This is a genomic window from Methylobacterium sp. Leaf104 (assembly GCF_001422885.1).
Classification (GTDB): Bacteria; Pseudomonadota; Alphaproteobacteria; order Rhizobiales; family Beijerinckiaceae; genus Methylobacterium.
Genome location: NZ_LMMZ01000007.1, coordinates 59,904 through 80,010, shown reverse-complemented (window position 1 = coordinate 80,010; position 20,107 = coordinate 59,904). Strand labels below are relative to the sequence as shown.

The window sequence follows — 20,107 nt, the reverse complement described above, 5'->3', positions numbered from 1 at the left end:
CCTGAAAGCGCTGTTACGCAAGCCCTCAGTGCGAACCGTCGAGGGACTGTGGTCAGCCATCGGGCACCTCGTCGACACCGTCACGCCCGTCCACTGCGCCAACTTCATCTCCGCTGCAAGATACGAACCAAATTAAACCGAAACCGCTATAGCGCGGTGTTGCTTAGTTTCTTGCTTTGTGATTGAATTAAACAGCGGTTCGCTATCATAGCTAATATGATGAAGCACAAATCATAATTACTCGGTTAGCTGCGCAAAATATTATTGTAATTGGTTATTTACTTAGCCTAGTTAGTTACAAAATCACCAATTAGATAATTATACACACGTATTATGAAGTTATTATTATTTCAAAAAAATCGATAAAGCGTATATAAAATATAAATAAAGCATATCAACAGTAGAGGCAAGTAGAACGATATGTCAAGCAGATCAATTCGTCTAAAAGAATTTGATTTCAATCTCGATTATGAGGCATGGCCCAGTAATGATTACTCAAACCTGCGAGGTGGAAAACCTGAGGTTAAGGGGTATAGGATACGAACCGATGAAGATGGGTTCATTACTTCGGGCACTCATAGCGATGGGGTAAAAATCATAGGGCTCGGAGACAGTGTCCTTGAATGCATGTTCATCGAAGAAGACTGCCGAATTTGTGCTTTGTTAGAAGAAAAACTTAATAAAACTGGTGGCAAAAAATTTAGAATTTTGAATGGCGGATATAGCGGAGCGACGACACTTCATATACTAAACAATTTTATTAATAAAATTGTCCCAATTAGGCCAGCAGGTGTATTCGTTATGACTGGCATTATGGATCTTGAGGCAATGTTTAAGGTAGATAGTTTTTGGAGTAAAGATGCGTATTTACGCCCAGTGACAGATATCAATGGAAAACCCGGTGAATGGGACCAAAATTTTCGTGACACCATGGATGCGGCAAGTCGGATCAAGCTAACAAGCAGTCTCGTAAGCATTGCGAGATTATTCCAAATTCCGATTTGGTTTATAGGATCACCCCATTTACAGATCTATGAAGGAGATTATATTCATAACACATACCCATCTAAGGAAAATTATATGCTCAGGGTTATGAATAGGAATGACGCTAATAACAGCGTAAAATTATTCTGTGAAAATAACGGAGTTAAATATATTGGAGCAGAAGATGCGCTCAGAAATAATGAGAAATTATTCTGTGACGATATACATTTGAACGCCGATGGCTCCAGATTATTTGCTCAAGAACTTTTCAGGCTTGGTTTTGAAGAGCAAGTAATCGCTTGCATAAAAAACTACGGCACGTAATCACAATGTACGTTCAAATTTCTGTGTCAAATTGATAACTATCTGCTGTCCGGACCATATAGTCGTTCATCATTCGTCGCTGTGTAGATCTCGGCGGTGATCCGGGCGCTGAAGGGTATGGGATGATCGGACCGTCCGGTGTGGTGCGAGTGATGATGGCGGCGTGGCCGGTGTACTTCCGCAAGGGCATGGATGGGTTGGCCGCTCTGGTACGGGATGCGATAGGCGCGGATCCGTTCTCTGGCACGGTCTACGTGTTCCAATCGAAGCCAGCGGACAGGGCCAAGCTTCTGTTCTAGTGCACTGACTCAGACGGATGGTTCAGGGGCTCGGTTGAGGGCATCGAAGATGGCGGATGCGGGTTTGGTCCAGACGAAGGGTCGTGGGCTGCGGTTGTGCTCGGCGATGTAGCGTTTGATGGCCGCCTGCAGATCGATGACGCCAGTGAACGTACCCCGCTGGAGGCGGCGGCGCGTGAGCGTGGAGAAGAAGCCCTCGACCGCATTCAGCCATGAGGCCGAGGTCGGAGTGAAGTGGAAGGTCCGGCACGGGTGGCGGGTGAGCCAAGCACGGACCTTCGGGTGTTTGTGGCTGCCGTAGTTGTCAAGCACCACGTGGATCACCTTGCCCTCAGGGACCGCAACCTCGACGGCGTTGAGGAAACGGATGAACTCACTGTGGCGATGGCGCTGCATGCAGCGGCCGAGCACCATGCCTTCCAAGACGTTGAGGGCGGCAAACAACGTCGTCGTACCATGGCGGGTGTAGTCATGCGTCTGAGCGGCAGGATGTCCGGGACCGATGGGCCGGTTGGGACRGGTTCGCTCCAGAGCCTGGATCTGGGACTTTTCGTCGATGGACAGCACGACGGCGGGGGCCGGCGGATCCATGTAGAGACCGACCACATCTTCCACCTTCTCAGCGAAGGCTGGGTCATGCGAGCGCTTGAAGGTACGCACCCGATGCGGTTGCAGGCGGTGCTCTTGCCAGATCCGCTGCACGGAGCGGAGTGAGATGCCGGTCCGCGCGGCGACGGCACGGCCGGTCCAGTGTGTGACCTCGTCCGGCGCCTCCGAACAGGTTAGCGCCAGCACCGCCACCACCGTTCGCGTGGAATGCGGCGGGGTGCCGGGTGGGCGGGTCTTGTCGCGCAGCAGGCCCTCGACGCCCTCTTCGGCAAAGCGCTGCTGCCAGCGCCAAACGGCGGGCCGGCTGACGCCAGCCTGCCGAGCCACGTTCTGCACGCTCAACCGTTCGAACGACAGCAGGACAATGCGCGCCCGCAGGATGTGCTTCAGGGGACGGGATCGATCTCCGGCGATCGCGGATAGCGCTGACTTGGTGGCGTCGTCGAGGAGCAAACAGACGGTCTGAGCCATTGCCCAGACTCGCATGCATCAAACCCTGCGTGAATCCTCTGACTGCGTCAGTGCACTAGCCGGATAGCGCTGACTTGGTGGCGTCGTCGAGGAGCAAACAGACGGTCTGAGCCATTGCCCAGACTCGCATGCATCAAACCCTGCGTGAATCCTCTGACTGCGTCAGTGCACTAGAAACTTTAATAGCGCTCGGGGTTCTATCCCAGCAGGCCAGCTGGACCGTTAGTCAGCAGCTCAACCTGAGAATCACGTGATGGTGGCTAGGTCGGCGCGAACCATTTCCTCGACAAGCGCCGGAAACTGAATGGTGTGTATCCAACCGAGCTTCTGACGCGCCTTTGTCGGGTCGCCGAGGAGTTGATCTACTTCCGTCGGCCTGAAGTAGACCGGATCGATCTTGACGAGCACTTGGCCGGATTTTTTGTCGAGGCCCTGCTCCTCGATCCCTTCCCCCTCCCAAACAATAGTCCGGCCGACCACCGCGAAGGAGCGCTCCACAAACTCCCGCACCGAGTGCATCTCTCCGGTAGCCAACACGTAGTCGTCCGGCACGTCCTGCTGCAAGATACGCCACATGCCCTCCACATAGTCGCGGGCATGACCCCAGTCGCGCATGGCGTCGAGGTTGCCGAGGTAGAGCGTTGGCTGCAGGCCTACCTCGATCGCCGCTACCGCACGAGTGATCTTGCGGGTAACGAAAGTCTCGCCGCGCATCGGACTCTCGTGGTTAAACAGGATGCCGTTCGAAGCGTGCATGCCGTAGGCCTCACGATAGTTGACCACGATCCAGTAAGCGTAAAGCTTAGCTACGGCGTAGGGGCTGCGCGGATAGAACGGAGTTGTCTCCCGTTGGGGCACCTCCTGAACCTTTCCGTAGAGCTCGGAGGTCGATGCCTGGTAGAAGCGTGTCTTTTGACTTAGGCCGAGGATGCGGATCGCCTCTAGGATGCGCAGCGTGCCGACGGCGTCGGAATTAGCGGTGTATTCGGGCGTCTCGAAGCTGACTTGGACGTGGCTCTGAGCACCAAGATTGTAGACCTCGTCCGGCAGTGTCTCCTGCATGATCCGGATTAAGTTGGTGGCGTCGGTCAGCTCACCATAATGCATGTAAAAGTTGGTTAAGGCGAATCGGGGGTCATCGTAAAGGTGATCTACCCGCCCTGTGTTGAAGGACGAGGACCGGCGCTTGATGCCGTGGACGATGTAGCCCTTCTCTAGTAGGAGGGCCGCGAGATAAGCGCCGTCCTGCCCCGTGACACCCGTGATCAGAGCCGTTTTTTGTTTCTTAAACATGCGTCACTCCTAACGGGTCGTACAGAATTTGCGGAAGTGCAGGCATACCAGATAGCCGACCTCATTCCAGAGATCGTCTGCTGGAGGCCCTGTCAGGCCTCGGGATGATGATTGCGGAACCAAGAGTAGGCGTCGGCGATTCCCTCACTCAGGCCGATCCGCGGTTGCCAGCCGAGAGCTTCTAAGTGGGTCGTATCCAGGCGCTTGCGCGGCGTGCCGTCGGGTTTAGTCGTGTCAAAGACCAGTTGACCCCGCCAGCCCAGCACCTCGGAGATTGTTTCTGCTAGTTCTCGGACGGTGAGTTCTTGACCCGAGCCAACATTGATCGGACCATCCTCTGAATAAGTCTTGATCAGATGTACGCAGGCATCGGCGAGATCGTCCACGTGTAGAAATTCTCGAAATGGCGTCCCCGTCCCCCACAGCGTGACAACCTCCCGGTTCTCGCGCTTGGCCTCATGTACCTTGCGGAGCAGGGCCGGCAGGACATGGCTTCCTCGAAGGTCGTAGTTATCCCCTGGCCCGTAGAGGTTGGTCGGCATGGCTGCGATAAAATCGGATCCGTGCTGCCGACGGTATGCTTGGCAGAGCTTGAGGCCAGCAATCTTAGCGATAGCATACCATTCGTTGGTTGGTTCGAGCGGCCCGGTGAGAAGCGCGTTCTCGGCCATCGGCTGTGGTGCCATCTTCGGGTAGATGCAGGAGGAGCCGAGAAACACCAGTTTCTCGACCCCGACAGCGTGCGCGCTTTGAATTATGTTCGCCTCGATCATCAGGTTATCGTAGAGGAAGTCGGCAGGGGCGCTGTCGTTGGCAACAATTCCCCCGACCTTAGCGGCGGCGAGGAAAATCGCCTGCGGCCTTTCCACGGCCATCCAGCGCTCGACCTCAGCCTGCCGCCGCAGATCGACCGTGTCCCGGCCCAATGTCAGGATCGTACAGTGCTCAACGGCAAGCCTTCGCACGAGAGCCGATCCGACCATGCCTCGATGACCTGCGACCAAGACACGTTTGTCGGAAAGGGAGTAAATCGAATTCATCGGACAGCCGGATCCTCAGTGATGTATCGGTCGGTAGGTCTCAGCATCGGTTACGAAAATTGATTTAACCTGGACGTATAATTTTACGGCAGCCTATTTCGTTTGGCCTAGCATTGTCCCTGATCGAACACTGTATATGAACACGAGCTTCGATAAATTAGTCAATTCGATTGTGATCCCTGTCAGATTCTAGCTCGATTCAATTTCACAATTAAACAAGCCATGTATAATTTCATAGTCAGCTTTATGTGGATACGCGAAGCTCGGATGCGCTGCTTTTTTACATAACTCGTTCGGAAATACGGTAACGCATAGTGAGGCTGCAACCGTGTTCGTTCATCAAAATTTTCGCTGCCTCGGCGTCTCAGTGCAGCTCAATCGCGAAATCCTCTCCCCAGAAGCATTCCTCGTTCGTCGAGCATGGGGCGACCATCAACAAAAATCTTGGCATTCATTAATCGCAGCGGTGCCACCCAGGTACGATAGATCTCGTCTACCGCCTATGCCGCCGCGAGCCGCCTGGTCGCAGCGCAAGCTTCGAGCCTCTCCGGGTGCTTCCAAGGCCAGGCCCTGAGTTCGACGAGGGGCTGTCTGGCCGCATGCTCGGTGCGCACCAGCGGGCGGCTCGATGCGTTTCGCCCTGTCCTCGTTCGAGCCGGAGAGCGATCCGGTAGGTTCGGGGGCGGCTTAAGCTTCTCCGGGCACGCCCCGTATCTCGGCCGCCCGAACCAGCGCCGTCAGCGCCTGATTGACCGGCGTGGCGAGGCCGGCCGCCTGGCCTTTTCGAAGGATGAACCCGTTGAGATGGGCGATCTCGCTGGGCCTGCCCCGCGCCAGATCCTGGGCGGTGGAGGAGACCTGGTCCGGCATGGTCGCCGCGAGGGCGAGAACCTGGGCCAGGATGTCGGGCGACACGGTGATACCCGAGGCTTGCGCGACGGCGACGCATTCGGCCACGAGATCGGACATCACGGCATCGATGCCGGGTACGGCGAGCAGGCGCCCGTAGGGAAGCTGCGTGATCGCCGAGAGGGCGTTGTAGGCGCAGTTGACGATCAGCTTGCCCCAGAGGGCGTCGAGGGCGCGCTCGGAGACCTCCGTCGGGATGCCGGCGGCGGCGAACAGGGCGGCCACCGCCTCGCTGCGGGGGAACGGACCCATCACCACGTCGCCGCGGCCGTGATGGCGGACGTGGCCGGGTCCCGGCATCCCGGTGGCGACGTAGACGGCCACCGGGACCACCGGCCGGCCGAGCACCGCCCGCAGCCGCTCCGGATTGTCGACCCCGTTCTGGAAGCTCAGCACCGCCGCGTCGGGCGCCAGGAACGGGGCGATCGCCCGCCCGACCGTCTCGGTGTCGCCGGACTTGACGCAGAACAGGACCAGATCGGCGCCGGCCACCCCCAATGCCTCGGTCGTGGCCCGCAGGGGCACGGCTTGCCGACCGGTCGCGGTCTCCAGGAGAAGGCCGCGCGCCTGGATCGCGTCCACGTGGACCGCCCGTCCGACCAAGGTGACGGTCGCCCCGGCGCGCGCCAGCAGCCCGCCATAATAGCATCCGACCGACCCCGCCCCCATCACGGCGATCTTCATCCCGTCGTCTCCCCGCGTTCGATCCGGCAGCGAAGGCTTAAGGGAGGGCGATGCCCGCGGCCAGCGCGCCCCCCTGCCCCGTTTCCCGCGGCCTTCGGCCGGGCGGCCGTCCTGCCCGCGCGGACATCGCCAGGACGACGGACAGAACCGGGACGACGGACGGAAGAGGTCGCACCGGGATGGGCAGCCCGACCGGAGCAGGCTCGGCCAAAAAAGTTGGTTCCGGCAGGAACCCGGCCCAGGCATCCGCGTTACGCGCGTGCGAGGCTCGATGGCTCGCGATAGGGCGCCGGCTCTCGGGGCCGGTATCCCTCGTCATCACGTTGCTCAACGGAGGATGTGGTCATGAGGACTTACGATGTGTCTCCCCTGTTCCGGTCCTCGGTCGGTTTCGACCGGCTGTTCGACCTGCTGACCCAGGCCGAGCGCGTGGAGGCTTCCACGGCCTGGCCGCCCTACAACATCGAGAAGGCGGCTGAGGACAGCTATCGCATCACCATGGCGGTGGCCGGCTTCACGCCGGATGAGATCGAGCTCGTCCAGCACGACACCACCCTGCTGGTCTCGGGCCAGAAGAAGGGCGCGGAGGGCGAGCACCAGTACCTGCATCGGGGCATCGCCGCGCGGTCGTTCCGCCAGACCTTCAGCCTGGCCGAGCACGTCACCGTGCTGGGGGCCTCCCTCGAGAACGGCCTGCTCACCGTCACGCTCAAGCGCGAGGTGCCCGAGGCCCTGAAGCCGCGTCGCATCGCGATCGGCTCCACGCCGGGCGCCGTCGGTCAGGATAATGCGCCCGCCCGGATCGCGGAGGCGCCGGCCGACGCGGCCGAGGACGGCCCGCGCGTCGGGCATCCTGAGGCGGCCTGAGCGGGCGCGCGGTCCTGGCATGCAGCCCGTCGATCCCGTGCGGATCGGCGGGGCCGCCACACCACATGAATACGACGCGGCGGACGCGGACCCTCGATTCGCGCCCGCCGGTCCCTTGGTCATCCAGCGATGCCTTGCTCACCAGAGAGGAGGATACCATGCAGCTGTCGGACACCACGATCGAGCGCCTCGGACCGCTCGCCTCGGCCACGCTCCGGGCGACGGCCGTCGACCCCTTCGAGGCCTTCGTCGCGCCGGGCGACGTCTTCCGGCACCCCCGCGAGGTGCTGACCTATCCCGGCCTGTCGCAGGCGGAGAAGCGGGCCGTCCTGGCCTCCTGGGCCTCGGATTCCCGCGCCGTGGATTCCTGCCCGGCCCTGCGCTGCCTCGAAGGGTGCCGGGCCGAGCCGGTGCCCCTCGATGCGGTGCTCGCCGCGCTCCAGGCCCTGGACGGGGTCGCGCCCGCCCCGGCCGATGGCCTCAACTGAGCAGGGAGGTGCGGCATGCCGACCTTCCCTTTGCCGACCTTCCCTTTCAGGAATCAGCCGCGCGGAACCCGGCCGATCCGGATCCGGCGTCGACCGGATGCGCGCCGGTGGGTGGCCGGGCCGGGACGCCGAGCCGATGCGGCGCGCCTCGTCGACGGAATCCTGACGACGGGCCTCTGCGTCGGGCTCGCCGCGCTCCTGCCGGTCGCGCGGGTGGGGCCGGCGCTCGCGGCCCTTCTCGGTGCGGCCGGCGCCCTCTGGCTTGCCGTGGCGATCTCCGGCGACGCGATGGCCTTCGGTGCCCGGCGCGAGGACGCCTGGGACGCGACGGCCTGGGATGTGACGGCCTGGGACATGGCCCTGGTCTCCCTCGCCGCCAGCGTCGGCGTGCGGATGATCGCGCCGCTCGGCCCCTGATCGGACGCGCGAGGCAGCCATGAACACACTGACGAACACGCGCGATCTCGCAGCCCGACCCGGGCCGTCGGAGCCCCGGCGCGCGCTCGTGCCGGGGCGCGCCCCCGTGGCCGGTCCCGTACGCCGCGATCCGGATTGGGAGCGGGCGCTGATCAACCCGGCCGCGGTGTTCGGCACCGTACGGGCCGTGCTCGACCACCCGCGCCTGATGCGCGGCTTCAAGCGGGAGATCCTGCGGCGCTGGGCCTGGGACGAACATCTCAAGGAGGTGGCGGCCGCCGAGGGCATGGCGGAAGGGGAACCCTCGCGCCTCGACGAGGTCAGGGCCGCGCTCCTCAGCCTCGACGCCGTCTGGCGGCCGAAGCCGTCGGCCCCCGCGGCGGCGATCCCGCTCCGGCGCGAGACGGACGAGCGCCTCGCCGCCTGAGATCCCCCGTCGCAGCCGAGCCATGGGCCGGTACCGCTCGGGCCTGTCCGGCCGGCTGCGCGCGCGAACGCGCCCGCCCCGGCCCGCTCCTGCCGTTGCCGCGGGCGCGTGCGAACGAGGCCGCCGGCAGCGCCGTGCGTCGGGGTCCCGGGCCGGCAAGCCGGCCGCGAGACGTGAGCGAGGCCGGCGGCGCGGCGGGTCAGTCGTAGGGATCGTAGGCCGGTCCGTAGCCGTAGCCGACCGGGCGCGGACCGAAGCGGCGGGGGCCGTAGAAGCCCTCGCGCTCGACCACGACGTCGCGGACCACGGGCCGAGGCCGATAGACCACCGGCGGCTCCTCGATCACCTCGCGCACGATGCGGCGCGGCGGCGCCGGCCGCTCCACGACGACCTCCCGGACGATCTCGCGGGGCGGGAGGACGACGCGCCGTTCCACCACCGTACGGCGGGTCACCACCGTCTCGGGCGCATCGTCGGCGTCGTAGCCGTAATCGGCGGCCCGGGCGGCCGGGGAACCCAGGAGCGCTCCGGAGAGGAGTCCGGCGGCGGCGAGCCCAGCCAGTGCGATCTGTCTCATGCTCTCGAATCCTTATCGTCATCGAACAGGGCCGCGGGGGGGGCGGCCATGCTCGATAACGCGAAGGGACGGCGTTTGGCCGACTCCCGGTTTGCACTCGGCTTGGAATCCGGCGTCGATCAGTCGATGACCTCGACCACGCGGCGGGTGCCCGGCTCGACCAGCACCGGATGGTCGTTGACGATGGTGTAGTTGTAGCCCTTCAGCGCGAATTCCGCCGGGACGTCGTAATAGACCACCCCGTCCTCGGGCAGCACCGCGCCGACCCGGACGGGGCCCTGGTAGGCGTAGGACGGGCGCCGCTCGGCGCTGGCATAGATCCGGAAGCGCTCGCGCCGGTCGACGCCGAGGATGCCGTTGGCCGTGCCGACGGCGGCGCCGATCGCGCCGCCCAACACCGCCCCGAGGGGGCCGGCCGCCATCTCGCCCCGGGCGGCCCCTTCCTGCGCGCCCTGGACGAGACCCTGCGCCTGGGCCGAGCCGAGACCGGCCAGGACGAGAGCCGAGGCGGCGGCGAGACACTTGAGCATCATGGGGACGGTTCTCCGGTCGGATCTTCGCGCAGGCGGGGCTTGTGTGCGGGCAGGGGCTTGGGTGCAGGCAGGGTTCGGGGCATGCCTGCGAGCGGGCAACGCGGGTCGCCGCCTCCGGTGCCGGCGGCAAGGCCGACAAAGTCGGCCCGTGGCACGGCGGACACAGCGGCGTCATGGGCCTCCGTCATGGCTGAATCCAACCGGGTTCGGCGGGCGCGCCCGCGCCTGCCGCGCACCGAGCAAACGGGGAGAGGGACCGATGGCGGCCGTCGTAACGATCGAAGAGCTGGAGCGCATCTACGGAGCCTTCGGCGCCGTCGGCGAATCCTCGACGGCCAAGGTCGCCGACCACATCACCGCCGATTACGGGCGCTTCATCGCGGTCGCGCCCTTCGTCGCCCTGGCGACCGTCGGCCCGGAGGGGCTGGACTGCTCGCCGCGCGGCGACGTCCCGGGATTCGTCCGCGTCGCCGACCCCCGCACCCTCGTCCTGCCGGACCGGCGCGGCAACAACCGGATCGACAGCCTGCGCAACGTGGTGCGCGACCCGCGGGTCGGCCTGATGTTCCTCATCCCGGGCATCGGCAACGCGCTGCGCGTCAACGGCCGGGCCGTGATCGAGGACGACCCGGCCCTGCTCGACTCCTTCGCGGTCGACGGCAAGGCGCCGCGCACCGCGATGGTGGTCACGGTGGGCGAGGTCTATTTCCAGTGCGCCCGGGCGCTGATCCGCTCGGGCCTGTGGCGCTCCGACAGCCAGGTCGATCCCCGATCCCTGCCGAGCCCTGGCCGGATCCTCGCCGGGCTCAGCGACGGGCGCCTCGGCGGCGAGGCCTACGACGCGGCCTGGGCCGAGCGGGCGCGGCAGACGATGTGGTGAAGGCCGCGGCGTGATCCGTTCGGCGCGGGGATGCGAATTCGCACCGCGCCTGGCCGGCTTGGCGCTGATGATGCATCAGAGCCGCCTCCGTCCCGAAGTCCCCCGGACCCGATGATCGCCCTCCTCTCCCGCGCCCCTGCCGATTCGGCCGACCGCCCTGCCCCGCCCGCGACCGGGACGGCGCGCGGCGCAGGGAGGCCCGCATGAGCGAGCTCGACGGCTGGGCCGAGCGCCGCCGCATCGCCGAGCAGGGGCGCGGGGAGCGGCCCTGGTCCCTCTGGGGTCCGTATCTCAGCGAGCGCCAGTGGGGCACGGTGCGGGAGGATTACAGCCGGGACGGCAATGCCTGGCGCTCGCTGCCGCATGACGAGGCGCGCTCGCGGGCCTATCGCTGGGGAGAAGACGGGCTCGCCGGCCTCTGCGACGAGCGCGGGCAGATGTGCCTCGCCCTCGCCCTGTGGAACGGGCGCGACCACATCCTCAAGGAGCGCCTGTTCGGCCTCGCCAACGAGGAGGGCAACCACGGCGAGGACGTGAAGGAGGTCTATCACTACCTCGACGCGGTCCCGAGCCACGCCTACCTCAAGTTCCTCTACCGCTATCCCCAGGGGGCCTACCCCTACGACGAGCTCGTGCGCGAGGGCCTGCGGCGCGGCCGCGACCAGCCGGAATACGAGATCGAAGAGACCGGGCTGTTCGCCGAGAACCGCTTCTTCGACATCACCGTGGAATACGCCAAGGAGGATGTCGACGACATCCACGTGGTGATCACGGCGGTGAACCGCGGCCCCGAGGCGGCGGAGCTGCACATCGTCCCGCAGCTCTGGTTCCGCAACACCTGGTCCTGGCGCGAGGAGGCGGCGCAGAACCGCCCCAGCCTCACCCTGCACGCCGATGGCGGCGTCGCCTGCGACCATCCCCGCCTCGGGTCCTACCGCCTGAACTTCGACGGCTACCCGGACCCGCTGTTCTGCGAGAACGACACCAACCTGCGCCTGCACGGCTGGGAGCCCGACGCCCCAGGGCCGTTCAAGGACGGCCTGCACGCGGCGATCGTCGACGGCGACGACGGCGCCGTGCGGCGCGATGCCGGCACCAAGCTCGGCCTGCACTACGAGCGGCAGCTCGAGCCGGGGGAGACCACCCGGGTCACCTTGCGCCTCTCGGCCGGGCCGCGCCTGCGCCCAGTCGATCGCGAGGGCACCATCGTCCATCGCCGGATCGCGGAGGCCGACGCCTTCTACGATTCCCTCCAGGACGGCATCGGCGACGCCGATTCCCGTGCCATCTACCGGCAGGCCGCCGCCGGCCTGATCTGGTCGAAGCAGCTCTACGCCTACGACGTCCGGCTCTGGCTCAAGGGCGACCCGCTCCAGCCGGTGCCGCCCAAGGAGCGCGACGGCGGCCGCAACGTGCACTGGCGCCATTTCGCGGCGGCCGACGTGCTCTCGATGCCGGACAAATGGGAATATCCCTGGTTCGCCGCCTGGGACCTCGCCTTCCACTGCCTGCCGCTCGCGCTGCTCGACCCGGACTTCGCCAAGAAGCAGCTCCTGCTCCTCACCCGCGAATGGTACATGCACCCGAACGGCCAGCTGCCGGCCTACGAGTGGGAATTCGGCGACGCCAACCCGCCCGTGCATGCCTGGGCGACCTACCGGGTGTTCGAGATCGACCGCGACCGGCGCGGCGGGCGCGGCGACCTCGCTTTCCTGGAGGGCGTGTTCCACAAGCTCTTGATCAACTTCACCTGGTGGGTGAACCGCAAGGATGCGGACGGCCGCAACGTCTTCCAGGGCGGCTTCCTCGGCCTCGACAATGTCGGGGTGTTCGACCGCTCGCGCCCGCCGCCGGGCTTCGGCCGCATCCACCAGGCCGACGGCACCGCCTGGATGGCGATGTACGCCCTCAACATGATGCGCATCGCCCTGGAGCTGGCGCTCCACAACGACGTCTACGAGAGCACCGCCTCGAAGTTCTTCGAGCACTTCCTCCTCATCGCCGAGGCCATGACCGACATGGGCGGCGAGGGCTTCGGCCTCTGGGACGAGGAGGACGAGTTCTATTACGACGAGGTCGACATTCCCGGCGGCGGCATGCTGCCCCTGCGGGTCCGCTCGGTGGTCGGCCTGGTGCCGCTCTTCGCCGTCGAGGTGATCGAGCCCTGGGTGCTGCAGCGCCTGCCCGACTTCGCCCGGCGCCTGAACTGGCTCCTGGAGAACCGCCCCCACCTCGCCCGCTTGGTCTCGCGCTGGGACGAGGGCGGCGTGCAGGACCGCAAGCTGCTGTCGCTGCTGCGCGGCCACCGGATGAAGGCGCTGCTGCGCCGGATGCTCGACGAGGCCGAGTTCCTCTCGGCCCACGGCATCCGCTCCCTCTCGAAGGCGCACCGGGACCAGCCCTACGCGCTCAACGAGTTCGGGGCCTCCTTCACCGTGCGCTACGACCCGGCCGATTCCACCTCGAACATGTTCGGCGGCAACTCGAACTGGCGCGGTCCGGTCTGGATGCCGATGAACTACCTCATCATCGAGGCCCTGCGCCGCTTCCACACCTATTACGGCGACGACTTCCTGGTGGAATACCCCACCGGCTCCGGCGAGCACCTGACCCTGGCCGCCATCGCGGACGCCCTGGAGGACCGGCTGATCGCCCTCTTCGCCAAGGACGCGGAGGGCCGCCGCCCCGTCTTCGGCGACCGCCCGCCGATCCCGCCGGCCCCCGGCGCCGAGGAGGCGCTGCTCTTCCACGAGTTCTTCGACGGCGACACCGGCCGCGGCCTCGGCGCCTCGCACCAGACGGGCTGGACGGCGCTGATCCTGAACCTGCTGCACACCCGTGCCCGCCGGGCCTCCGCGCCGGCGCCCGGCGGCCCGTCCTAGGCGTCGTGCCCGAGGATCGCCAGGATCTCCCGTCGCCGGCGGATCAGGTCGGGATCGTCCCGGTGACGCGGATAGGGCGCGTCGTTGGCGATGTCGGCGCGGATGCGCGCCGGGCGGTCGCTGAGGACGATGACCCGCTGGGCGAGCACCAGCGCCTCCTCCACGTCGTGGGTGACGAGGATGGCGGTCAGCCCGGTCTCCTGCCAGAGGCGGACGAGCTCGCCCTGCAGGGTCAGGCGGGTCAGGGCGTCGAGCTTGCCCAGGGGTTCGTCGAGGAGGAGCAGGCGCGGATCGTTGACCAGTGCCCGGGCCAGCGCGGTGCGCTGGGCCATCCCGCCGGAGAGCTGGTGCGGATAGGCCTCGGCGAAGCCCGAAAGGCCGACCCGCTCCAGCGCGGCATCGACCCGGTGGCGGTTGTGGCGCAGCAAGCCGCGCGCCTCGAGGCCGAGCGACACGTTCCCGCGCACCGTCCGCCAGGGATAGAGCGTCGGGTCCTGGAAGACGAGGAGCCGGCTCGGATCGGGGCCGGCGATGGCCGCGCCGTCGAGGTCGAGGCGCCCGGCATCGGGCGGTTCGAGGCCGGCCGCGAGGCGCAGCAGGGTCGACTTCCCGCAGCCCGAGGGTCCCAGCAGCGCGACGAAGGCGCCGGGCTCGATCGTGAGGTCGATCCGGTCGAGGACGGGCAGCGGCGCGCCCTTGATCCGGAAGGCGTGGGAGACGGTGCGGATGTCGAGCGCCGCGCCGCGGGGCGTCACGGGCGCGAGCGGGGCGGCTACCATTGGACGAGGCCTTTCTGCCAGGACAGCACCCGGTCGCGCAGGCGGAACAGCAGGGTGATCAGGCTGGAGCACATCAGCGCCATGGCGATGAGCGCGGCGTACATGTTGGCGTAGGCCGCCCAGCCCTGCGCCCATTGTAGGTACCAGCCGAGGCCGGACTTCACGCCGAGCATCTCGGCCACCACCAGCACGGCGAAGGAGGCGCCGAGCCCCATGAACAGCCCGACGAAGACGTGCGGCAGGGCCGCCGGGATCGCCACCTTGCGGATCAGGAAGCTCTGCGACGCCCCGAGGGTGCGGGCGACGTCGTAGTAGGATCTGTTGGCCGCCGCGATCCCCGACCAGGTCAGGACCGTGACCGGAAAGCCCGTGGCCAGTGCCACCAGGAAGGTCGAGGCCGACCAGGACGAGGGGAACACGAAGAAGGCCAGGGGCAGCCAGGCGGTGGCCGGTAGCGGGCCGACGAAGCGCAGGACGGGATGCACCCAGTAGCCGGCCCTGCGCGACCATCCCACCGCGACGCCGAGCCCGAAGCCCGCCAGCGCCCCGAGCACGTAGCCCCCGGCCAGGAGCTTCAGGGAGGCCAGGATGCTCCCGCCGAGCTTCGGCCAGTCCTCGAGGAAGACCTCGAGGATGGCCTGGGGCGGCGGGAAGAACGGCATCGGCAGGAGGGCGTACTTCGCCGTGACCAGCTCCCAGGCGATCAGGCCGAGGCCGAGCACGAGGAGCCAGGGCCCCCAATGCCCGAGGCGTGCGCCGGGGCGCCCGAGCCGGGTCCGGACGAGACCGGCCAGGATCAGGAGGCCGCCGAGGGCCGCGGCGCCCTGGGCGAAGACCGCCGTATAGGGAAAGTCCCCGTCCTCGGGCAGACCGAGGCTGACCGCCGCGACGCTCAGCCAGGCGGCCCCGGCGGCGACCAGGATCCACCCGATCGCACCGGTGCGGCGCAGGCCCGCGGCCGCATCGCCGATACGCGGCCGGGCCGGATTCTTCGCAGCGCCCCGTTCGGCGGCTGGCCCGGCGGAGCCACGTCGCGGCAGGGCGTTCGAGAGGGCGCTCGTCATGCTCGCGCCCCTCAGCTCAGTACGTCGGCATAGACGCGATCGGCGAACTTCGCCGTGTCGGTGCTCCGGCGCAGGACGTTCACGCGCTTCAGCTCGTCGCCGTAGAGGGCGATCTCCTGCTTCAGCGTGGCGCCCACCGGGGCATGGCCGTGTGTGTGGCTGCGCAGCATCGCCGCGAGATCCGCCACGGAGCCCTTGCCGCCGTAATTCGAGAAGACGCGGGCGGCCTCCTCCGGATCGGCATGGACCCGATGGCCGCCGGCCAGCACCGCACGGGTGAGCGCGGTGGCGACGGCCCGGTCGTTGCGGATCAGGCTGCCGCGCAGGGCCACGACGCAGCAGGAGCGGTTGGCGTAGATCCCGGTCAGGTTGGTGGCGACCTCCGTGAGGCGGGAATCCTTGAGCCAGATCCAGGTGCGCGGATCGGAATCGGCCAGCGCCTGGGCCTCGCCCTTCTCCACCGCGAGGTTGAGGAGGTCGGAGGGGTAGGGCCGCCACTCGACCTCGCGCTCCGGGTCGATCCCGGCATCGGCGAGCAACAGCGCGAAGAAGTTCTTGGCCGGGCTCGCATGATCGCTGATCGCGATGGTCTTGCCCTTCAGGGAGGCGACGTCGCTGATGCCGGCGGACTTGGCGCCGAGCAGGCGCAGGCAGCCGCCATGCAGGCCGGCGGTGATCTTCACGTCGAAGCCCTGTTCCAGGGGCTTGAGCCAGCGCAGGGCCATGCCGATGCCGGCATCGGCCTTCCCGGTGGCGATGGCCTCCAGCAGGGCCTCGGTCGAGCCGCCGAAATTGATGAATTCCACGTCGAGGCCGTGCGCGGCGAAGATCCCGCTCTCCTTGGCGACCGGCGCGGAGGCCGTGCAGATCGCGTTGGCGTTCCAGGCCAGCTTGATCGGCCGCAGGGGACCGGTCGCGGCGCCGGTCTCGGCCGCGGCCCGGCACAGCGGCCCCGGATCGAAGGGCAGGCCGGGACCGGGTCCCCAGGCTCGCCCCGCGCCGGAGGCGAGGCCCAAGGGCAGGGCCGCCGCGACCGAAGCGCCGGCGCGCAGGAGGCAGCGCCGGGACAGGAGGGCATGCGTCATCGTCGTCTCCGAGGCTCGCGGGAGCCCGATCCGTCAGGTTGGTCGGCAGGTCGGTCTGGGGGGCGTCAGCCGATGGGCTGGCTCAGGATGGGCTGGCTCAGGTAGGCCACCATCATCTCGGCGACGGCCCGGTCGGCGTAGTCCGATTCGCTCTCGCGCCAGGCGACGGGAAAGGCCTCGACGACCCGGCGGCCGGCCAGGAGCGCCGAGAGTTCGTCGGGCAGGAGCCCGTTCTCGATCGCCGCGGCGACGGCGGCCCGGCCGTAGCTGCGCCGGGCTTCGCGCGATCCGAGCAGGAGCGCGGGGCCGGCCGGCCCGGCCGGCTCAAAGGCTGTGGTGTGAAAGCTCATGGTCGTCGTCCCTGCCGAAATGTCTGCCTCTCTCCGTCGCGTCGGTGTCTACGCGGCGGCAACAGAGGGCGGGACGGCGGGATTGATGAAGCGGCTGGGTCATCGGATCGTCTCTGGTCGGTGGCGTGTGGGGACCGCCGATCGTCTTGAGAATAGCCGCGCTGGACGGGAATGTGCTTCCAAAGATCTGCCGGAACGGAGAGCGGCGTCGCACTGAGGGGCGATTCGACGAAAGGCTCAGGCCGCCAAGCGATCGCCCAGCCGGTCGGCCACCGCGCGGGCCAGGGGGCGGGCCGCGTCGCGAATGTCCGGCACCGCGATGCATTCCCAGATCACGCCGCGCAGCATCGGCCCGAAGGCCCAGACCGGGGCATCGGTCGGCTGGCCGGCGACCCTGCCGTCGGGGCCGGCCGCGATCCCGAGGCCGAACGGACCGGGCCGGACGAGGCCGCGGGCCAGCAGGTTGCGGATCAGCGGGTCGCCGGTCTCGGCGAGCCGGCTGAAGCCGGTGGCGTCGAGGATGCCCTGGGCCTCGATCCGCTCGCGGTCGTCGGTGCCGCGCGGGCGGATCGTCACCAGCGCCCGGTCCGGCGCGTCGTCGATGGCGAGGATGCGCGCCGCCCGGACGACGAGGCTCCCGCGCCGGATCTCGTCCGCGATGGCCTCCGCCGCCGGGGGCGCCGTGCGGTGGCGGTGCACGTCCCAGTAGGGGCGCACGTGGCGCAGGATCCGGGCCTGCTCGGCCCGCGGCAGCCCGGTCCAGAGGGAATCGGTGATCGGGCGCAGGGCGTCGATGACCCCGCGCCAGTCGGCGCCGGCCTCCCGGGCCGCCGCGACCTCGCGCCGGACGGCGGCGAAGAGCCGTCGCGCCGAGGCGCGGATCTCGGGCGTGAAGCGGATCTCGGGGCTGAAATCAGGGCGCCGGCCGACCGGGACGGCGGCGTGGGGCTTCGGCAGCAGCCCCCGGCGGGACACGGCCACGACCCGGCCGGCGAAGCCCTCGCGGCGCAGGGCCGCCACCGAATCCATCATGGTTAGGCCGGTGCCGACCACCAGCACGTCGCGTCCCGGATACAGGGCGCCGAACGCCTCCGGGCGCCACGGATCGAGCCGGTGCCGGCTCGGCGTGATCGCGGGACCCGGCAGGTTGCCCATGGCCAGGACGAGGCCGGCGACCCGCCGGGGCGAAACGCCCTCCCCGTGCAGGACGAAGCCCTCCGGCACCGGCTCCACATCGACGATCGCGGCCCTGTCCGCGACGAGACGGTCGCCGGCCGCTTCCGCCAGCCGGGTCCAGCGCTCGGAGAGATAGCGGCCGTACAGCCCCCGCGACGCGAAGGTGCCGGCCTCGGTCTCGCGCAGGCCCAGGCGCTCGGTCGGGTCGAGCTCGGCCCGGACCAGCCAGTCCGAGAAGGCCCCGGGTTGCTCCGGGTCGGCGCTCATCTGCGTCGCCCGCAGGTTGAGGAGATGGTCCGGGTTGGGGGTCGAATAGGCCAGCCCGAGACCGAAGGGATGGCCCCGCTCGCAGAGCACTACGGCGCGGTCGGGCGGCAGGGCGCGCAGCAGCTGCTCCGCCGCCATCATGCCGCTGAAGCCGCCTCCGATGACCGCGATCGGCAGCGTCCGGAAAGTCGGTCTCATCGTCATGGCTCCCGCAGCGTCGCGTCCTTGCCCGGCTCATACGGGCGTTCTTTTTAGAGAACAAGCGGCGAGGCCGGCGGGTGAGCTGCGAAAGCTGCCGCGGGGTTCGAAGCGCAGATCTCGCCAAAAAACCCGATCTGCGTGAGATCTTCTCGATCGGCTCGGTTTCTTGAAAGGCTTTCCTCCGAACGCGCGTTCTGAAAAACGAACGTTCTCGTTGACTCACGGCGGCGGGAACGGGACGATGGAGACGTCGCACGGCCCTCCGAACGGGCCGGCGAGATCCCGCTCCGGCGGCCCCCGAAACGTCGAGAGCACACACCCGCCCGATGCCGCCCGTTTCCACCCCGCCCGCGTCCGTCGCCGGCCTCGCCGCGCGCTTCGCCGCGCGGGCGGAAGACCACGACCGCGCCGGGCGTTTCGCGCACGAGAACATCGCCGACCTGCGGAAGGCCGGGCTCCTCGGCCTGACCGTGCCGGAGCGGCTGGCCGGCGCCGGGGCCGGCCTCGAACGGGCCGCGGCGACGATCGGAGCCCTCGCGCAGGGCGACCCGTCGACGGCCCTGGTGCTGGCGATGCACCTCATCCAGCAAGCGCTGATCGCCCGCGCCGGATCGTGGCCCGCCGGCCTCGCGGACCGGGTCGGGCGGGCCGCCGTCGCGGAGGGCGCCCTGATCAACGCCCTGCGGGTCGAGCCGGATCTCGGGACGCCGGCGCGCGGCGGCATCCCGTCGACGGTGGCGCGGGAGACCGCCGACGGCTGGCGTGTGACGGGCCGCAAGATCTACTCCACCGGCAGCCCCGCCCTGGCTTACGGGCTCGTCTTCGCCCGCACGGAGGACGCCGCGCCGCGCATCGGCAACATCCTGGTGCCGATGGATGCGCCGGGTGTGCGCGTGGTCGAGAGCTGGGACCATCTCGGCCTGCGCGCCAGCGGCAGCCACGACGTGATCCTCGAAGATGTCCGGGTGCCGCACGACCATGCGGTGGACCTGCGCGCGCCCGAGGGCTGGCGGGCCCCCGATCCGGACCAGCAGGCCTGGAACGCGGTGCTGATCGCCGCCCTCTACGACGGCGTCGCGCGGGCGGCCCAGGACTGGCTCGTCGCCTTCGCCACCGCACGCCGTCCGGCGAGCCTCGGCGACAGCCTCGCCGCCCTCCCCCGCTTCCAGGAGGCGGTCGGCGAGAACGCGCGTCTCCTGTCGCTCGACGCCCGCCTCATCCGCGCGATCGCCGCGGAGGTGGATCGCGGTTCCACGCCCGAACCGCAGGAATCCGGCTTCCTCAAACTCAACGTGACCGAGAACGCCATCGCGGTGGTGCAGCGCGCGGTGGAACTCTCCGGCAATCCCGGCCTGTCCCGCGCCAACCCGCTGGAGCGCCACCTGCGCGACGTCCTGTGCGGGCGCATCCACTGGCCCCAGGGCGATGCCGTGCGCACGGCCGCCGGCCGGGCCGCGCTCTCCCTCTGACCCCGGCTCTCACGCCTCCGCCCCACGCCGCA

At 67.5% G+C, this 20,107-nt stretch carries 20 protein-coding genes and 1 pseudogene; 10 read left to right on the top strand and 11 right to left on the bottom strand.

The window, feature by feature from the left end; all coding sequences use genetic code 11:
• The 3 genes and pseudogenes from ASF49_RS24170 to tnpB all read left to right on the top strand — a co-directional run.
• Positions 1-136: pseudogene (locus tag ASF49_RS24170) on the top strand (IS630 family transposase); the annotation flags it as partial.
• Positions 137-420: 284 nt separating this feature from the next.
• On the top strand, positions 421-1,308 hold the full coding sequence (locus ASF49_RS22980; RefSeq protein WP_082511007.1) for an SGNH/GDSL hydrolase family protein: 888 nt from the start codon (positions 421-423) through the stop codon (positions 1,306-1,308).
• Between the two features lie 122 nt (positions 1,309-1,430).
• Positions 1,431-1,607: an IS66 family insertion sequence element accessory protein TnpB gene (tnpB, locus tag ASF49_RS24850; RefSeq protein ID WP_082511005.1), complete on the top strand. Its 177-nt coding sequence runs from the start codon at positions 1,431-1,433 to the stop codon at positions 1,605-1,607.
• Between the two features lie 9 nt (positions 1,608-1,616).
• Here tnpB and ASF49_RS08285 read toward each other — a convergent pair whose 3' ends face one another.
• From ASF49_RS08285 to ASF49_RS08270, 4 genes are all read right to left on the bottom strand, one after another.
• Positions 1,617-2,687: an IS630 family transposase gene (locus ASF49_RS08285; RefSeq protein ID WP_056470569.1), complete on the bottom strand. Its 1,071-nt coding sequence runs from the start codon at positions 2,685-2,687 to the stop codon at positions 1,617-1,619.
• A 246-nt stretch (positions 2,688-2,933) separates the two neighbouring features.
• Complete coding sequence (gene gmd / locus ASF49_RS08280; RefSeq protein ID WP_056470565.1) at positions 2,934-3,980, bottom strand: GDP-mannose 4,6-dehydratase; 1,047 nt, start codon at positions 3,978-3,980, stop codon at positions 2,934-2,936.
• Positions 3,981-4,072: 92 nt separating this feature from the next.
• Positions 4,073-5,020 carry a GDP-L-fucose synthase gene (gene fcl, locus ASF49_RS08275; protein WP_056470562.1) on the bottom strand — a complete coding sequence of 316 codons (948 nt, stop codon included), beginning with the start codon at positions 5,018-5,020 and terminating at the stop codon, positions 4,073-4,075.
• A 687-nt stretch (positions 5,021-5,707) separates the two neighbouring features.
• The gene (locus ASF49_RS08270; protein WP_056470559.1) at positions 5,708-6,613 is read right to left on the bottom strand and encodes a ketopantoate reductase family protein; all 906 of its coding nucleotides are present in this window, start codon (positions 6,611-6,613) and stop codon (positions 5,708-5,710) included.
• 345 nt (positions 6,614-6,958) lie between these two features.
• Between ASF49_RS08270 and ASF49_RS08265 the strand changes: the two genes are divergently transcribed.
• The 4 genes from ASF49_RS08265 (at position 6,959) to ASF49_RS08250 (ending at position 8,812) form a co-directional block, all read left to right on the top strand.
• Positions 6,959-7,480, top strand: coding sequence for an Hsp20 family protein (locus tag ASF49_RS08265; RefSeq protein ID WP_056470555.1), 522 nt, complete (start codon positions 6,959-6,961; stop codon positions 7,478-7,480).
• A 158-nt stretch (positions 7,481-7,638) separates the two neighbouring features.
• A complete protein-coding gene (locus ASF49_RS08260) occupies positions 7,639-7,968 on the top strand; it encodes a hypothetical protein (RefSeq protein WP_056470552.1) in 330 nt (109 codons plus the stop codon).
• 111 nt (positions 7,969-8,079) lie between these two features.
• On the top strand, positions 8,080-8,385 hold the full coding sequence (locus ASF49_RS08255; protein ID WP_056470547.1) for a hypothetical protein: 306 nt from the start codon (positions 8,080-8,082) through the stop codon (positions 8,383-8,385).
• Positions 8,386-8,404: 19 nt separating this feature from the next.
• Positions 8,405-8,812 carry a hypothetical protein gene (locus ASF49_RS08250; protein ID WP_082511003.1) on the top strand — a complete coding sequence of 136 codons (408 nt, stop codon included), beginning with the start codon at positions 8,405-8,407 and terminating at the stop codon, positions 8,810-8,812.
• A 199-nt stretch (positions 8,813-9,011) separates the two neighbouring features.
• On the opposite strand, the gene ASF49_RS08245 is transcribed toward ASF49_RS08250, so the two are convergent.
• Together ASF49_RS08245 and ASF49_RS08240 are read right to left on the bottom strand one after the other, a co-directional pair.
• Positions 9,012-9,389 carry a hypothetical protein gene (locus ASF49_RS08245; protein ID WP_056470545.1) on the bottom strand — a complete coding sequence of 126 codons (378 nt, stop codon included), beginning with the start codon at positions 9,387-9,389 and terminating at the stop codon, positions 9,012-9,014.
• A gap of 119 nt (positions 9,390-9,508) precedes the next feature.
• A complete protein-coding gene (locus tag ASF49_RS08240; protein ID WP_056470542.1) occupies positions 9,509-9,922 on the bottom strand; it encodes a DUF1236 domain-containing protein in 414 nt (137 codons plus the stop codon).
• Between the two features lie 259 nt (positions 9,923-10,181).
• Here ASF49_RS08240 and ASF49_RS08235 point away from each other — a divergent pair, with 259 nt between their 5' ends.
• Together ASF49_RS08235 and ASF49_RS08230 are read left to right on the top strand one after the other, a co-directional pair.
• The gene (locus tag ASF49_RS08235) at positions 10,182-10,802 is read left to right on the top strand and encodes a pyridoxamine 5'-phosphate oxidase family protein (RefSeq protein ID WP_056470539.1); all 621 of its coding nucleotides are present in this window, start codon (positions 10,182-10,184) and stop codon (positions 10,800-10,802) included.
• 203 nt (positions 10,803-11,005) lie between these two features.
• Positions 11,006-13,684: an MGH1-like glycoside hydrolase domain-containing protein gene (locus ASF49_RS08230; RefSeq protein ID WP_056470537.1), complete on the top strand. Its 2,679-nt coding sequence runs from the start codon at positions 11,006-11,008 to the stop codon at positions 13,682-13,684.
• Here the strand turns inward: ASF49_RS08230 and ASF49_RS08225 are convergent.
• The 5 genes from ASF49_RS08225 to ASF49_RS08205 all read right to left on the bottom strand — a co-directional run bounded on the left by ASF49_RS08225 (position 13,681) and on the right by ASF49_RS08205 (position 18,603).
• Positions 13,681-14,463, bottom strand: coding sequence for an ABC transporter ATP-binding protein (locus tag ASF49_RS08225; RefSeq protein ID WP_056470534.1), 783 nt, complete (start codon positions 14,461-14,463; stop codon positions 13,681-13,683). The two genes, ASF49_RS08230 and ASF49_RS08225, sit on opposite strands and share 4 nt — an antisense overlap.
• Positions 14,457-15,527 carry an ABC transporter permease gene (locus ASF49_RS08220; RefSeq protein WP_082511001.1) on the bottom strand — a complete coding sequence of 357 codons (1,071 nt, stop codon included), beginning with the start codon at positions 15,525-15,527 and terminating at the stop codon, positions 14,457-14,459. Before ASF49_RS08220 ends, ASF49_RS08225 begins: the two co-directional genes overlap by 7 nt.
• An 11-nt stretch (positions 15,528-15,538) precedes the next feature.
• Positions 15,539-16,612: an ABC transporter substrate-binding protein gene (locus ASF49_RS08215; protein ID WP_056470522.1), complete on the bottom strand. Its 1,074-nt coding sequence runs from the start codon at positions 16,610-16,612 to the stop codon at positions 15,539-15,541.
• A 65-nt stretch (positions 16,613-16,677) separates the two neighbouring features.
• Positions 16,678-16,962: a hypothetical protein gene (locus ASF49_RS08210; RefSeq protein WP_056470513.1), complete on the bottom strand. Its 285-nt coding sequence runs from the start codon at positions 16,960-16,962 to the stop codon at positions 16,678-16,680.
• A gap of 237 nt (positions 16,963-17,199) precedes the next feature.
• The gene (locus tag ASF49_RS08205) at positions 17,200-18,603 is read right to left on the bottom strand and encodes an FAD/NAD(P)-binding protein (protein WP_243214880.1); all 1,404 of its coding nucleotides are present in this window, start codon (positions 18,601-18,603) and stop codon (positions 17,200-17,202) included.
• A 329-nt stretch (positions 18,604-18,932) separates the two neighbouring features.
• Here ASF49_RS08205 and ASF49_RS08200 point away from each other — a divergent pair, with 329 nt between their 5' ends.
• Entirely contained in the window at positions 18,933-20,075 is a 1,143-nt protein-coding gene (locus ASF49_RS08200) for an acyl-CoA dehydrogenase family protein (RefSeq protein ID WP_056470507.1), read from the top strand.
• Positions 20,076-20,107: the final 32 nt, after the last annotated feature.